14 protein-coding genes are annotated in these 13,807 nt (G+C 70.2%); 8 read left to right on the top strand and 6 right to left on the bottom strand.

Features of this window, described 5'->3' with window-relative positions; genetic code table 11:
- Positions 1-89: 89 nt before the first annotated feature.
- A complete protein-coding gene (locus ABFX55_RS39385) occupies positions 90-2,057 on the bottom strand; it encodes a PhoX family protein (protein WP_346128325.1) in 1,968 nt (655 codons plus the stop codon).
- 220 nt (positions 2,058-2,277) lie between these two features.
- Here ABFX55_RS39385 and ABFX55_RS39380 point away from each other — a divergent pair, with 220 nt between their 5' ends.
- A complete protein-coding gene (locus tag ABFX55_RS39380; RefSeq protein ID WP_183654378.1) occupies positions 2,278-2,715 on the top strand; it encodes a sterol carrier family protein in 438 nt (145 codons plus the stop codon).
- Here the strand turns inward: ABFX55_RS39380 and ABFX55_RS39375 are convergent.
- Positions 2,712-3,452, bottom strand: coding sequence for a DUF4190 domain-containing protein (locus ABFX55_RS39375; protein WP_346128323.1), 741 nt, complete (start codon positions 3,450-3,452; stop codon positions 2,712-2,714). The two genes, ABFX55_RS39380 and ABFX55_RS39375, sit on opposite strands and share 4 nt — an antisense overlap.
- A gap of 19 nt (positions 3,453-3,471) precedes the next feature.
- Entirely contained in the window at positions 3,472-4,347 is an 876-nt protein-coding gene (locus ABFX55_RS39370; RefSeq protein ID WP_346128321.1) for a hypothetical protein, read from the bottom strand.
- A 304-nt stretch (positions 4,348-4,651) separates the two neighbouring features.
- Between ABFX55_RS39370 and purF the strand changes: the two genes are divergently transcribed.
- Both purF and purM read left to right on the top strand, forming a co-directional pair.
- On the top strand, positions 4,652-6,091 hold the full coding sequence (gene purF / locus ABFX55_RS39365) for an amidophosphoribosyltransferase (RefSeq protein WP_346128320.1): 1,440 nt from the start codon (positions 4,652-4,654) through the stop codon (positions 6,089-6,091).
- Positions 6,088-7,113: a phosphoribosylformylglycinamidine cyclo-ligase gene (gene purM / locus ABFX55_RS39360; protein ID WP_346128318.1), complete on the top strand. Its 1,026-nt coding sequence runs from the start codon at positions 6,088-6,090 to the stop codon at positions 7,111-7,113. The genes purF and purM overlap by 4 nt, the downstream gene beginning before the upstream one ends.
- Positions 7,114-7,480: 367 nt before the next feature.
- Here the strand turns inward: purM and ABFX55_RS39355 are convergent, their stop codons facing one another.
- The gene (locus ABFX55_RS39355) at positions 7,481-7,708 is read right to left on the bottom strand and encodes a DUF3073 domain-containing protein (RefSeq protein ID WP_183654366.1); all 228 of its coding nucleotides are present in this window, start codon (positions 7,706-7,708) and stop codon (positions 7,481-7,483) included.
- Between the two features lie 149 nt (positions 7,709-7,857).
- Positions 7,858-8,937: a Glu/Leu/Phe/Val family dehydrogenase gene (locus ABFX55_RS39350; protein WP_346128316.1), complete on the bottom strand. Its 1,080-nt coding sequence runs from the start codon at positions 8,935-8,937 to the stop codon at positions 7,858-7,860.
- Positions 8,938-9,096: 159 nt separating this feature from the next.
- On the opposite strand from ABFX55_RS39350, the gene ABFX55_RS39345 reads away from it, so the two are divergent.
- Together ABFX55_RS39345 and bldC are read left to right on the top strand one after the other, a co-directional pair.
- The gene (locus ABFX55_RS39345; RefSeq protein WP_183654360.1) at positions 9,097-9,960 is read left to right on the top strand and encodes a DUF8083 family protein; all 864 of its coding nucleotides are present in this window, start codon (positions 9,097-9,099) and stop codon (positions 9,958-9,960) included.
- Between the two features lie 322 nt (positions 9,961-10,282).
- Positions 10,283-10,486 carry a developmental transcriptional regulator BldC gene (bldC, locus tag ABFX55_RS39340; RefSeq protein WP_013133571.1) on the top strand — a complete coding sequence of 68 codons (204 nt, stop codon included), beginning with the start codon at positions 10,283-10,285 and terminating at the stop codon, positions 10,484-10,486.
- Between the two features lie 270 nt (positions 10,487-10,756).
- Here bldC and ABFX55_RS39335 read toward each other — a convergent pair whose 3' ends face one another.
- The gene (locus tag ABFX55_RS39335; RefSeq protein ID WP_346128315.1) at positions 10,757-11,410 is read right to left on the bottom strand and encodes a TetR/AcrR family transcriptional regulator; all 654 of its coding nucleotides are present in this window, start codon (positions 11,408-11,410) and stop codon (positions 10,757-10,759) included.
- Between the two features lie 109 nt (positions 11,411-11,519).
- Between ABFX55_RS39335 and ABFX55_RS39330 the strand changes: the two genes are divergently transcribed.
- The 3 genes from ABFX55_RS39330 (at position 11,520) to ABFX55_RS39320 (ending at position 13,798) form a co-directional block, all read left to right on the top strand.
- Positions 11,520-12,563: a LacI family DNA-binding transcriptional regulator gene (locus ABFX55_RS39330; RefSeq protein WP_346128313.1), complete on the top strand. Its 1,044-nt coding sequence runs from the start codon at positions 11,520-11,522 to the stop codon at positions 12,561-12,563.
- A gap of 118 nt (positions 12,564-12,681) precedes the next feature.
- Entirely contained in the window at positions 12,682-12,927 is a 246-nt protein-coding gene (locus ABFX55_RS39325; RefSeq protein ID WP_346128312.1) for a hypothetical protein, read from the top strand.
- A 28-nt stretch (positions 12,928-12,955) separates the two neighbouring features.
- The gene (locus ABFX55_RS39320; RefSeq protein WP_346128310.1) at positions 12,956-13,798 is read left to right on the top strand and encodes an N-acetylmuramoyl-L-alanine amidase; all 843 of its coding nucleotides are present in this window, start codon (positions 12,956-12,958) and stop codon (positions 13,796-13,798) included.
- Positions 13,799-13,807 lie beyond the last annotated feature (9 nt).

The following is a 13,807-nucleotide window of genomic DNA, read 5'->3' as shown; positions in this document are numbered from 1 at the left end:
CCGTAGAAGCTCAAGTTGACTTCAGGTCAACCCCCAGAGGCTCCCGGACCGCGACTTCGAGGGGCCGCGGACCGGGAGCGGAGGCGACTCTAGGAGCCGATCTTCTTGCCGCGCGAGTGCCAGGCCACCGCCACCGACGGCCTGGGCTGGGAGGAGCCGCCGTCGGGCCAGTGGCTGGCGGGGCTCTCCGGCGAGGCGCCGTCGATCTCGCCGGGGTGCTGCACCGCGACGAAGACGCTGCGCTGGTCCTCGGTCACCAGCGGGCCGCAGGTCTCCGCGCCGACCGGCACGGTGAGGAACTGGCGGACGTATCCGCGCTCCCTGCCCTGCACCGGCATGACGAACAGGCCGTCGTTGGCCTTGAGCGCGTTGCCGTCCGTGGAGATCCACAGGTTGCCGTCGCGGTCGAAGGCCACGTTGTCGGGGCACGAGATCGGCGACACCCTGGTCTTGTCGAACCCGGCGAAGTACGTGGCGGGGTCGTTGGGGTCGCCGCAGACCAGCGGGATCGACCAGGCGAAGGTCGTCGCTCCCGCGTCGTCACGGCGCTCGACGATCTCCAGGACGTGACCGTGCTTGTTCGAGGGACGCGGGTTGGCCTCGTCCACCTGGGCCGCGGTCCTGTTGGTGTTGTTGGTGAGCGCGACGTAGACGCCCTTGGTGACGGGGTTGCGCTCGATGTCCTCGGGCCTGTCCATCTTGGTCGCGCCGACCTTGTCGGCCGCGACGCGGGTGAACACCAGCACCTCGGCGGCGCTCATGCCGTCCACGAAGCTCTTCGAGCCGCTCACCAGCGGGATCCACTGGCCGGAGCCGTCGAAGGCCTGGTCGGAGGGCAGCTTGCCCGAGCCGTCGATCTCGGCGGCGGGGCTGTCTCCGGTGAACTTGGCGACGTAGAGGGTGCCCTCGTCCAGGAGCGTCCTGTTGTGACGGTCGTAGCCGGGGATGTAGCGCTTGTCCGAGACGAACTTGTAGATGTACTCGAAGCGCGAGTCGTCACCCATGTAGACCGCCAGGCGGCCGTCCCTGGTGAGCGTGGTGTTGGCGGCCTCGTGCTTGAAACGGCCGAGCGCGGTGCGCTTGATCGGGGTGGAGTCAGGGTCGAACGGGTCGATCTCGACGATCCATCCGAAGCGGTTGGCCTCGTTCGGGTGCTTGGCCAGGTCGAAGCGCTCCTCGACCCGGTCGAACCTGCGGCTGCCCGAGGAGACGCCGGTCGGGAGCGTGTAGCGGGCGACGTTGGGGTCGGTCTTGCTGCCGTTGACGAAGTACTGGTCGAAGTTCTCCTCGGCGGTCAGCACGGTGCCCCACGGGGTGGTGCCGCCCGCGCAGTTGTTGAGCATGCCGATCGGGTTCTCACCCTTGGCGTCGGCGGCCGTCTTGAGCAGGTCGCTGCCCGTCGCGGGGCCGCTGAAGCGCATCGGCGTCTGCGCGGTGACGCGCCGGTTGTAGCGGCGGCGTCCGCTCGTGACGAGCTTCCACTGGCCGGTGCCCCTGACCCGCTCGACCTCGACGACCGAGCCGCCGTGGGCGGCGAGGCCGATCTTGATCTGCTCCTCGGTGGCGGCCGCGCCACCGGTGTAGCCGCGGAACATCAGCCGCTCGTCGGAGTACTCGTGGTTCACCCACAGCAGAGCCCGGTTGTGGCCCATCGGGAAGAGGGTCACGAAGTCGCAGTTGTAGCCGAACTGCTTGCTCTGCGCCTCCGCCGACTGGTTGTCGAAGTCGAAGGCGGGCGCGTCGGGCAGCACGGGGTCGCCCCAGCCCACCACGACGGAGGAGGAGTAGCCCTCGGGGATCGTCAGCGCGTCGTCGGTGTTCGGCGCGACCGGCTTGAAGGTCAGCCCTCCGCGCCCGTGGTCACCGTGCTTCCCGAGAGCCTCGGCCCCGGGGTCGGCCCCGGGGTCGGCCCCGGGGTCGGCGAAGGCCGGTACGGCCCCCGCCACGCCCGTGCCCACGACGAGCGCGCCGAGCGCACCCGCGCGCAGCACGCCACGGCGTGACATCGCCTGAGCGACGACGTCACCGAAGTAGGTGTTGTCACTGGTGTTCGCCACGTCGTGCGCACACGCGTTGCCGCAGCGGAATTGGCAAGTAAGAGCACTTCGACCGCTCTTGTGCGGAGTCGAGAGCAACGGCAGCAGCCTGCGCGGATTCGACACAGGTCCTCCAGATTCATGCGTGATAGTTCCGCCGGGACGCTACGGCGGTCGCTGGAACCGGAGGTGAACGAAGCCCACCCGTCCGATGAACCCTTGCTTGGAGGACAATAGGGGAATGCCGCCACGCAGACTGGACCAGGAAAAGCTCAGGTCGGCGCTCGACGCCCAGCTGGTCGCGCTGGACGAGCCGCCCTTCGACGGTCCCGCCTCCGTGTTGGCCGACGCGTGCGTCTCCGCGGTGCTGACCGCCTACGACCGCGGGCTGAAGCCCGAGCGGGAGGCGGGGCGCTTCGCCGTACGGCATCTGCTGGAGGCGCTGGCGGAGAAGGCGCCGGGGCGCACGGTCGAGGTGCGCGTGCCGCCGTACGCGGCGGTGCAGTGCGTCGAGGGCCCCAGGCACACGCGCGGCACCCCGCCGAACGTCATCGAGACCGACCCTCGGACCTGGCTGGAGCTGGCGGTGGGCCGGCTTACCTGGTCGGAGGCGATGGCGAAAGGCGCCGTTCACGCGAGCGGCGCCCGTGCCGACCTGTCCGGCCACCTACCGGTCTAGTTGGGCCCCCGGTTCATCCACGGGATCTTGCTCTCCACGCACGCCTCGCTGAGCCTGGGCGGCAGCCCCGAGCACTCGGCGAAGTAGTTGGAGATCCAGACGGCCGCGCCGACGGCCAGGATGAGTGTCAGCGCGCTGAGCGCCACGCCTGTCCATGCCCTGCCCTTGCTGGCGCCCTTGGAGACGGCGACCAGGCCGAGCACCAGCCCGACGATCGCGGTGAGCACGCCGGTGAAGCAGACGAACAGCAGGAACAGGCTCGCGATGCCGAGCACCAGCGAGGCGGTCGCCAGCCCGCTGCCCGCCTGCGCCGGCCGCCAGTCAGGCCCGCCCTGGTAGCGCTGAGCGCCGCCGGGCGGAGGCGCGTAGACGGCTCCTCCCGCGGCGGGTCCGTAGGGCGAAGGGATCTCGTGGCTCGGCTGCCCGCCCGGCGCGTCCGCCGCGTGAGCCCCGCCGCCGTAGGCTCCGCCCTGCGACGCGGGGCCGTAGGGGCCGGTTCCCTGCTGGGGGCCGCTCTGGGCGCCGCCGTAAGGGCTCGCGCCCTGCTGGGGTCCGCTCTGGGGGCCGCCGTACGGGCTGCCTCCTGGCTGGGAGCCGCCGTAGGGGCCACCTGCCTGAGGGTCGCCGTAGGCGCTTTCCTGGGAAGCCCTGTGGGAGCCGCCCTGCTCGCCGCCGTAGGGCGTGGAGCCGGTGCCGGGGGCTCCGCCGTACGGGCTGGAGGGCGAGACGCCGGGCACGGAGGGATCGGGCGTGTCCTCACCGCCCTGCGTGCCAGAGGCCGCGTGGCTCCCCTCGTACGGGGGGGCTCTCGCCTGAAGGCGTGGGCGGGTCGTACCTGGAAGGAGTGGGCGGGCTCGGCGCATCCCCCTGCCCGTGCTCCTCCGCCGCGGACCAGCCCGGGTAGGAGGGCGTCGATCCTGGCACCGTGTAGGACGGCTGCTCGCCCGCGTCGGGTCGTCCCCACTCGCCGAAGACCTGCGTGCGCTCGGCGTCCTCGCCGCCGCCCTGCGCACCGCCCTCGGGCTCGCCGGCGGTCTCGAAGGCGCGCGTCCCCCCTGCGGGGGGAGGCTCTCTGACGGCGTGCAGGTCGTGCGGGTCGACCTCGATGGTGCCGCCGTCCCTGGGCGGCAGCACGGTGTCGTCGGTGTCATGGGTGGCGCTCTGCCACTCGCGCGCGCTCCACTGGTCCTGGTCCTGGCCCTGGCTGGGCGGAGGGACCTCCGGCGCGGACGGCAGGTCGGGATGGTCCGGCTGGGGCACGATCGAAGGCTCGGGACGGCCCGGCGCCCAGGTCGGCTCAGGCCCTCCCGGCGGCTCGGGCCCCGTCGGCGGCTCAGGCCCCGTGGGCGGCTCGGGCCCTCCCGGCGGCTCGGGAACAATGGGCGGCTCGGGCGCGATCGGCGGCTCGGGAACGATGGGCGGCTCAGGGGAGACCGGCGGTTCCGGAGAGATCGGCGGCTCGGGAACGATCGGCTCCCCCGCCGGCGAGGTCTCCGCCTCGTCGGGCCATGGCGCGGCGCCGGGCTCGGAGGGATGCTCGTCGGCTCTGGGCTCGTTGGGATCGGGCGAGGGCTCGCCGCCCCGCCGATCCTGCCCTGCCCTGGGCTGGTTCGGGTCACCAGGTGTGGTCACGGTCTATGTCTCCCCCGACGTGTCGGCATGCCGGAACCTCCACACTCCCCTGGAGCACGCCGTCGAAACGGTCCGACACGGCAAAAGCCCGGCGATCCTTGGGTCACAGTGCACCAAAACGCCCGGGGAGCCTCCACAGCCGGCGAGAGCGCGACAAGGCCACCGAACCCCTGTTCCACCAGCCATCAGCGCCACTCCATCGAAGATCATCCGAGATCACCACATCCCCGGACGATCTAGTCATATCGTGTGATCTAGGCCCCGGGTGTGCGAGCAGGGACGCGGCCAACCTAAACTGAAGCATGTGCTGAAGGGCGACGGCCGACTCGGCCATGACCTGGACCCCAACGACCGCGCACCGAAGGACGCCTGCGGCGTCTTCGGGGTCTGGGCGCCAGGCGAGGAAGTCTCCAAACTCACCTACTACGGGCTGTACGCGTTGCAACACCGCGGCCAGGAGTCAGCGGGCATCGCGGTCAGCGAAGGCAGCCGCATCCTCGTCTACAAGGACATGGGGCTGGTAGCTCAGGTCTTCGACGAGTCGGTGCTCGGCACGCTCCGCGGGCATCTCGCGGTCGGCCACTGCCGTTACTCCACGACAGGCTCAAGTGTGTGGGAGAACGCGCAGCCCACACTGAGCTCCACCGAGGTGGGAGGCCTGGCCCTCGCCCACAACGGCAACCTGATCAACACCCCCGAGCTGGCCGAGCGCCTGGCGCCGGGGGCGACCAGGGCGACCACCGACACCGAGGTGCTGACCAGCCTGCTGGCCCAGGACCGCACGCGCTCCATCGAGGACGCGGCGGCCGAGCTGCTGCCGCAGGTGAAGGGCGCCTACTCGCTGGTCTTCATGGACGAGAAGACGCTCTACGCCGCCCGTGACCCGCAGGGCATCCGCCCGCTGGTCCTCGGCCGCCTCGAGCGCGGCTGGGTCGTCGCCTCGGAGACCGCCGCCCTCGACATCGTGGGTGCCACCTTCGTGCGTGAGGTCGAGCCAGGCGAGCTGCTGACGATCGACGAAGGCGGCGTGCGCTCGCGCAGGTTCGCCCTCGCCGACCCGAAGGGATGCCTGTTCGAGTACGTCTACCTGGCCAGGCCCGACACCACCATCGCCGGCCGTGGCGTGCAGACGACCAGGGTCGAGGTGGGCCGCGTGCTGGCCCGCGAGCACCCCGTCGAGGCCGACCTGGTCATCCCGACCCCCGAGTCGGGCACCCCCGCCGCCGTCGGCTACGCCGAGGAGTCCGGCATCCCTTACGGCCAGGGCCTGGTGAAGAACTCCTATGTGGGCCGCACCTTCATCCAGCCCTCGCAGACCATCCGCCAGCTCGGCATCCGCCTGAAGCTCAACCCGCTCAAGGAAGTCGTCGCGGGCAAGCGCCTGGTCGTCGTGGACGACTCGATCGTGCGCGGCAACACCCAGCGCGCGATCGTCCGCATGCTGCGCGAGGCGGGCGCGAGCGAGGTGCACGTGCGCATCTCCTCTCCCCCCGTCTCATGGCCGTGCTTCTACGGCATCGACTTCGCCACCCGCGCCGAGCTCATCGCCGGCTCGCTGAGCGTGGAGGAGATCCGTCAGTCGCTGGGCGCCGACTCCCTCGGCTACATCTCGCTCGAGGGTCTCACCAAGGCGACCACCATCCCGGCCGAGCGCCTGTGCAGGGCCTGCTTCGACGGCTCCTACCCCATCGCGATCGACCAGGACAACGTGGGCAAGTACGTACTGGAGAGTTCTCCCAAGTGACTACCTATGAGGCAGCGGGCGTCGACATCGAGGCGGGCGAGCGCGCCGTCGAGCTGATGAAGGACAAGGTCGCGCGCTCGCGGCGGCCCGAGGTGGTCGACGACGCCAGCGGCTTCGCCGGCCTGTTCGACGCCTCAGCCCTGCTGCGCTACCAGCGCCCGCTGCTGGCGACCTCCACCGACGGCGTCGGCACCAAGGTCATGATCGCCCAGCGGTACGGCAAGCACGACACCATCGGCATCGACCTGGTCGGCATGGTCCTCGACGACCTGGTGGTCTGCGGGGCCGAGCCGCTGTTCATGACCGACTACATCGCCTGCGGCAAGGTCGTGCCCGAGCGCATCGCCGAGATCGTCGGCGGTGTGGCGGAGGGCTGCCGCCTGGCGGGCGCGGCCCTGGTCGGCGGCGAGACCGCCGAGCACCCCGGCGCGATGGGCGCCGACGAGTACGACCTGGCGGGCGCGGGCACCGGCGTCGTCGAGGCCTCCGCCATGCTCGGCCCCTCCCGCGTCGCCGAGGGCGACGTGGTGCTGGGGCTGGCCTCCTCCGGCATCCACTCCAACGGCTACTCGCTCGTACGGCACGTCGTACGCGAGGCCGGGCTCTCCCTCGACGCCTCCCTGCCCGAGCTGGACCGCCCCCTGGGCGAGGAACTGCTCGAGCCGACGAGGATCTACTCACTCGACTGCCTGGAGCTGGCCCGCACGCTCGAGGTCCACGCCTACGCCCACATCACGGGCGGCGGCCTTGAGGCCAACCTGTCGCGTTCGCTGCCCTCGCACCTCGACGCGCTGCTCGACCGCTCGTCGTGGACGCCTCCCGCGATCTTCGGCGTGCTGGCCGGGCACGGCGGCATCGAGCAGGAGGCGATGGACCGCACGTTCAACCTCGGGGTCGGCATGGCGGCCGTCGTTCCCGCCGACGTGGCCGACGCGGCGATCAAGCTGCTGGTCGGGCGGGGGCTGGAGACGTGGGTGCTGGGCGAGATCGTGGCCGGCACCGGCCAGGCCCACTACCGCTGAGCCGTCGCGCCGGGGCCCCGCTGACCACTCGCCCCGGCACACCCACCCGACCCGCGCCCCTCGTGACGCGGTCCCTCATGACGCGGTCCCTCGTGTAGAGGGGCCGCTCCTGCGTACCCAGTTCGTGGCCCTGATCGCTACCCGATGACCGGCCGCGTACCCACTTCGCGGTCCTAGTCGCCACCCGGATGACCAGCCGCGTACCCACTTCGTGGCCCTGATCGCCACCCCCCGACGACCGGCCGCGTTCCCAGTTCGTGGCGCTGGTCGGGAAGCAGGGTGTGCCCGGGTCGGGGAGAGCCGGGTGGAAACGCGGAAGTGCCCCACGGGTGGTTCACCCGCGGGGCTCACCCCGACAACAGATCAGCTATCGACGCCCGGAAGGCCGGTCGTCGTCATCGTCGCCGTAGTCGTCGGCGTAATCGGCATAGCGATCCGCCAGCTCATCGTTGAGGTCGTCGGCGTCGTCGTCACTGTGGTTGGAGTCAGAGACTCCGAGCTCGTCGCGAAGACGCTCAAGATCCGTGCCACCGCTGTTGTACTTCAGCTGGCGAGCAACCTTGACCTGCTTGGCCTTTGCTCGGCCGCGCCCCATTGGCTCGACCCCCTCGTGTGGGGTCGTCCCCGACCCCTCGTCGCTAACGCACCACGCACTGACGCCATGACTTTGGGCGTCAGTCTCTTGTTCGCCTATTACCGTACCTGTTTTGCGCTCAGCTCGGTACGTCGTATGGGCCCGGGGCGTCAGCCGCCCAGCCAGATGCCCCTAATACGCCCGACTTCCGACATTCGGCGCTCTGCCAGCCTATCCGCTGCGACCGCCGGGGGCACGCCTTCCTCCGCGGCGATGCCGAAGATCTTGAGCGTCGTGTCGAAGATCTGGGTCGCCTTGGCCCGCGCGCGGTCCATGTTGAAGCCCTCGATCTCGTCGGCGACCTGGATGACCCCGCCGGAGTTGACCACGTAGTCGGGCGCGTAGAGGATGCCGCGGTCGGCGAGCTGCTTCTCCACGCCCACGTGGGCGAGCTGGTTGTTGGCCCCGCCGCAGACGATCTTCGCGCGGAGCCGCTCGACGGTGTCGTCGTCGAGCGCGCCGCCGAGGGCGCAGGGGGCGTAGACGTCGATGTCGGACCCGGTCATGGCTCTGGCGTCGGCGACGACCTCCACCGAGGGGTGGCGCTGCCGTACGCGCTCGACCGCGGCGGGGCTGACGTCGCAGACGACGACCTCGGCTCCGTCGTCGATCAGGTGGTCGACCAGGCGGTGGCCCACCTTGCCCACTCCCTCGACTCCGACCCGCTTGCCGCTCAGCGAGCTGGTGCCGTACAGGTGGGCGGCTGAGGCGCGCATGCCCTGGAAGACGCCGAAGGCGGTGAGGATGGAGGAGTCGCCCGCGCCGCCGTGGGCGGGTGTCCTGCCCGTGACGTAGCGGCTCTCGCGGGCCACGAGGTCCATGTCCTCGCTGAAGGTGCCCACGTCGCAGGCGGTGTAGTAGCGGCCGCCGAGCGACTCGACGAAGCGGCCGTAGGCCCGCAGCAGGGCCTCGTTCTTGTCCTTGGTCGGGTCGCCGATGATGACGGCCTTGCCCCCGCCGAGGTCGAGCCCCGCGAGCGCGTTCTTGTAGGCCATGCCCTTGGAGAGGTTGAGCACGTCGGCCAGGGCCGCCTGCTCGCTCTCGTACGGGTAGAACCTGGTGCCCCCGAGCGCGGGCCCGAGCGCGGTGTTGTAGATGGCGATGATGGCGCGCAGCCCGCTCTGCCTGTCGGCACAGAAGACGACCTGCTCATGCGAGTCCTTGTGGGACTGGCCGAAGACGTCGGTCACGGTAGTGACTCCCTGTCCGGTCCACCGCACCGTTCGCGGCGGAGATCCTCCTCAGATTAGAGGTCGGCACGGCCTGCCGTCGCCCGCCTCGCCCCCGGGCGGGGCGGCCTGTGCGACCACAACGGTGCAAGCAGGGTGTCTTCGTGACACGATGCCAGCGTGCTGCCCTACGCCGCTTACCTTCGCGTCTACGAACCGTTGACCGCGTTCCCCGAGCAGGAGCGCGCGATCTGGGCCGCGTACGCGGACTCGCGCGACCGCCCGCGCAGGGCGACCGCGCTCGAGGCCGAGCACGGCGAGTCCATCAGGAGGCTGCTCGCCAAGCCTCCGCATCCCGCGCCCGCCCAGGAGAGCCCCAACGCCTATCTGCGGCGCGTGGAGGACCGGCTCTACGTCTGCCCATGGCAAAGCCGTCTGCGCTCGTGGCTGGCGTTCTCAGACTTCCGTGGCAGCACTCCCGTGAAGCTCATGGACAGCTTCGTGCCCCAGGCGATCGCGGAGCAGACGGCCGACGACTTCGACAGGTTCAAGCGGCAGGGCGGTTCGGCGGCGCTGCGCACCCACATCAGGACCACGACATGGAACGTGCCGCCGGCCTGGTTCGTGCCCTTCGACGGCAACGAGCGCTGGCTGGTGCTGGGCAAGGCGGCCAACGGCCAGGACACCACGACCACGACTGGCCGCAACCTGATCTACGTGACCTCCATGGCGCAGGCGAGGCGGCGCTCGGCGCGGGCGCTGCAGGTCATCCGCAAGCACGTGGGAGAGGTCGCCACCGGCCTCGAGGTCGAGGACGTCGCCCGCTGGCTGGAGGAGTTCCATCCGCACTCGCTGGTGGAGCTCGACTACGGGGGCCTCGTCCACCTCATGGACGACGAGGCGTTGCAGGCCGATCAGTCGGTCGCGGAGCTCTCAGCCGCCCTCACGGGGCTGGACACAGGTCAAGAAGAACTTGCCTTTGCCATGTATCAGCGTGTGATCTTGCGGTGGAAGTCAATGCAACATCTGGAAAGTGCCAACTGAACCCCAAAGAAACGGTCTGACCTGCATGAGTAGGTCACGTGACACGACTCCACGCTTCTGCGAACTGAGTAGTTTGCCGTTTTCACTGCGATACCACGAAACGTGTCGCTAGAATCACCGAGCGTGACATCGCCATGTGGGCGGGCAGTTGGGTCAAAGAAGGGCTCGCCAATCGCTCAGCGTGGCGGTATGGTCACTTCGGGTGATGCCGCATATGGTCCAGAAAAGCCGCACGCACTGGGCCATAGGGGGACATCCGTGACACGCGCAGAAGCAGTCACAGGATCGCTGAGCCGGTCCACACGGAGGAGAGGCCGCACAAATGTCAGCTCGTACACCCGAGGCCGAGCCACTGCTCACGCCCGCCGAGGTCGCGACCATGTTCAGGGTCGACCCCAAGACCGTCACGCGGTGGGCCAAGGCGGGTAAGTTGACGTCGATTCGCACCCTGGGGGGGCACCGGCGTTACCGGGAGACCGAGGTTCGTGCTCTGCTCGCGGGGATTCCGCAGCAGCGCTCGGAGTAAGTCAGGGATCGTCACGATCCTTAGGGGGGTTCACGGTGGGCCAGGTTCCTCAGCCCGGTCCACCCGCGTGACGAAGTCAGGTCGCCCGCGCGTCGGGGGACGCATACGGGAGTTGGCGCCGCCCGCCCGGCGCCATCCTTCCACCCCGCACACCCCCTGAGATGCCGACCCCCTCACCCCCCGCCCGGCCCTGCCGGTCACCCGGGGCCGTGGCTCCCCCCAAGGAGCCGAGACCTCGAGCCGCCACGCCGTACGGCGGACGACCGCTCGTCAGGTGAGGTCGTTCAGGAGGAGTTCCACGCTGGCATCGTGCGCCGCCGCCACGCCGAGCAGCGCCACCATGTGATCCACCAGCATCCTCTCCAGCGTCGCGCGCTCCACGTCGCGATGCTCGAGCCAGTCGAGCCCGGCCGTCTCGACCGAGGCGATCCACGACCGCAGCGTGATGCGCAGCAACGGGGTGGGCTCCTCGACCCGCATCTGCTTCTGGATCATCCGGAACAACCGCTGCCGCACGCCGTCGACGATCTCGCCGACCTCGCCCGCGCGGTTGGCGGGACCCCCGCGCAGCAGCGCGGCGAACCCGGCAGCGTGCTCCTCGACGAAGTCGAAGTAGCGCCTGAGACCTGAGGCCAGCTCGTCCAGCGGGCGCCCGCCGTCCTGGGGGCGCAGCCGCGACTCGAGCTGCTCGGCCGCGCTCCTCAGCGCGGCGACGTACAGCTCCTGCTTGCCGCCGAAGTAGTGGTAGACGAGCGCCCGGGAGGCGCCCGCCGCCGAGGCGACGTCGTCGATGGAGACGTCCTCGGCATCGCGCCGGCTGAACAGCTCGAGGGCGGCCGCCATGAGCTCCTCGCGGCGCCGATCCACGCTCAGCCTGCGACGCGCAGGACGCGTGTCGCTGCCTGCGGATTTCCCTGCTGTCACCCCTGCACACTATCGGAGGCGCTGCCTAATAACGCTTCGGCCCGTACCCTGCCGCGTCCTCGATCGTTTGGTGAGACAGGTGCCCATCCACGCATCGCGGGGGAGACACATGTCAGGACCGTCAGTCAACACGACCGTCGTCGAGGTAGACACGTTGCCTCGCCCGAGACCCACCATCCGCAACGTCGCCGAGCGCGCAGGCGTCTCCAAATCGCTGGTCTCGCTCGTGCTGCGCGGCTCCCCGCACGTCAGCGAGCATCGCAGGCAGGCCGTCCTGCAGGCGGCCCGCGAGCTCGGCTACCGCCCCAACGCCGTGGCGCGCAGCCTCGTCGAGGGCCGTACCCACCTGGTCGGCGCGCTCGTGGCCGACCTGCACAACCCCTTCTACGCCGAGTTCCTCGACGGCCTGCAGGAGAGCCTGCACGGCGACGGGCTGAGGATGCTGATCGGCAACAGCCAGTGGGACCCCGCCTTCGAGGACGAGGCCGTTGAAGCGTTCCTCGAGTTGAGAGTGGACGGTCTGGTGCTGCTCGGCATCGCCCCGACCAGCGAGACCCTCATCGAGGCGACCTCCTACACCCCCACCGTGGTCGTAGGGGAACGTGACATCGAGCTCGACAACGTCGACATCGTGGTCGACGACGACCAGCTCGGCGCCCGTCTGGCCATCGACCACCTGGTCGAGCACGGGCACCGGCGCATCGCGCACATCGAGGGCTCGCGCGCTTCACGCTGCGAGGGCTACCTGGTGGCCATGCGGCGGCACGCGCTGGCGCCGTACATCATGGTCGAGCACGGTGAGAGCACGGAGGAGGGGGGCAGGCGCACCGCACGCGCGCTGCTCACCCGCGACCCTCGCCCCACGGCCATCTTCGCCGCCAACGACCTGGTCGCGCTCGGCGTGCTGTCGGCGGCGAGCGAGCTTGGACTGCGCGTGCCCGAGGACCTGTCCGTCATCGGCTACGACAACACGCACCTGGCGGGCGTGCACCACATCTCCCTCACCTCCGTCGACCAGCCCAGGCGCACGATGGGCAGGTCGGCCGCGGCGCTGCTGAGCGACAGGATCCAGGACCCGGGCAAGGTCGCCCGCCTGCGCCAGGTCACACCCGAGCTGATCGTACGGCGCAGCTCGGGCCCCGCCCACGAGTGAAGAGGGCGTCTTCTTCACCCGATGCCTTCCCCAAGCCTGGTTCAAACGGCCGTGGCGCCCCGCGGCCCCGGTTGTTAACTCGGACGGGTCACTGCCGTATCTGACCCGGGGGACAGTCATGCGTGATCCAGAACTGGTGTCATGCGCCCAGCGCGCCGCGGCCGAACTCGAGCGGGCCTGGGCGCACTGGCGCGCGGGGCGTGGGCGCGGCGAGGCGGGGGCCGAGTCGGTGGCCAGTTACGTGGCCCACTCCCTCGACCACCCGTGGGGCCGTCCGCGCGTGGTCCTCGGCCTGGACGCCGAGGACGCGAGGGAGCTGGCGGCCCTCCTCCAGCGCCAGGAAGTCGGCGAACACGTCTGGTGAGTCCGCGGGGTCACGTAAGTTGGAGCGCATGCGTGTTCTAGCTGCCTCCGCTCTCGCCCTCTGTGGCCTGGCCGCCGCCTCGTGCGGTGGCGCCGCCGCCAACAGTGAGAGGGTCGCCGCGCCCGTGGCCGCCCAGCCGTCCGCCTCGGCCGCGCCCTCGTCGGCCCCCGCGGCCTCGCCCGCGGCGGGTTCGGCGGCCCCCACGGCCGACAGGCCGCTGGAGGGCAGGACCATCGCGATCGACCCCGGTCACAACGGGGGCAACCACAAGAACCCGAAGGCCATCAACCGTCAGGTCAACGTGCTGACCCAGTGGAAGGCCTGCGACACCACCGGCACCTCCACGAACGACGGCTACTCCGAGGCCGCCTTCACCTGGGACGTCTCCCAGCGCCTCACCAAGATCCTCAAGGCGCGCGGTGCCACGGTGAAGCTGACCCGCGCCGACAACACCGGGGTCGGGCCCTGCATCACCGAGCGGGCCGCGATCGGCAACAAGGCCAAGGCCGACGCCGCCATCTCGGTGCACGCCGACGGCTCGGCGGCCGCCAACCGCGGCTTCCACGTGATCATCCCGAAGAAGATCAACGGCCCCGTCGACCCCGTGGTGAACGACTCGCGCAAGCTGGGCGTCGCGGTGCGCGACGCGTTCAGGAAGGGCACCGGCCTGCCGTACTCCACCTACATCGGGTCGAAGGCGCTCAGCTTCCGCAACGACCTGGGCGGGCTCAACCTCTCGACCGTGCCCAAGATCTTCATTGAGTCCGGCAACATGCGCAACGCGGGTGAGGCCGCCAAGTTCAAGGACGCCGCCTTCAGGCAGCGCATCGCTCAGTCGCTGGCGGACGGTTTGCAAAACTATCTGAAGTGACATCATTCC

It is taken from the genome of Nonomuraea roseola (assembly GCF_039535395.1).
Taxonomy (GTDB): Bacteria; Actinomycetota; Actinomycetes; order Streptosporangiales; family Streptosporangiaceae; genus Nonomuraea; species Nonomuraea roseola.
The sequence above is the reverse complement of the archived record's forward strand: the minus strand, read 5'-3'. Positions and strand labels throughout refer to the sequence as shown.

What these genes read in the sequence shown, in the direction of transcription:
- ABFX55_RS39320 (WP_346128310.1), top strand. Translation starts at nt 12,956, where the DNA reads ATGCGTGTTCTAGCTGCCTCCGCTCTCGCCCTCTGTGGCCTGGCCGCC.
- bldC (WP_013133571.1), top strand. Translation starts at nt 10,283, where the DNA reads ATGTCAGCTCGTACACCCGAGGCCGAGCCACTGCTCACGCCCGCCGAG.
- ABFX55_RS39330 (WP_346128313.1), top strand. Translation starts at nt 11,520, where the DNA reads ATGTCAGGACCGTCAGTCAACACGACCGTCGTCGAGGTAGACACGTTG.
- ABFX55_RS39380 (WP_183654378.1), top strand. Translation starts at nt 2,278, where the DNA reads ATGCCGCCACGCAGACTGGACCAGGAAAAGCTCAGGTCGGCGCTCGAC.
- ABFX55_RS39355 (WP_183654366.1), bottom strand. Translation starts at nt 7,708, where the DNA reads ATGGGGCGCGGCCGAGCAAAGGCCAAGCAGGTCAAGGTTGCTCGCCAG.
- ABFX55_RS39325 (WP_346128312.1), top strand. Translation starts at nt 12,682, where the DNA reads ATGCGTGATCCAGAACTGGTGTCATGCGCCCAGCGCGCCGCGGCCGAA.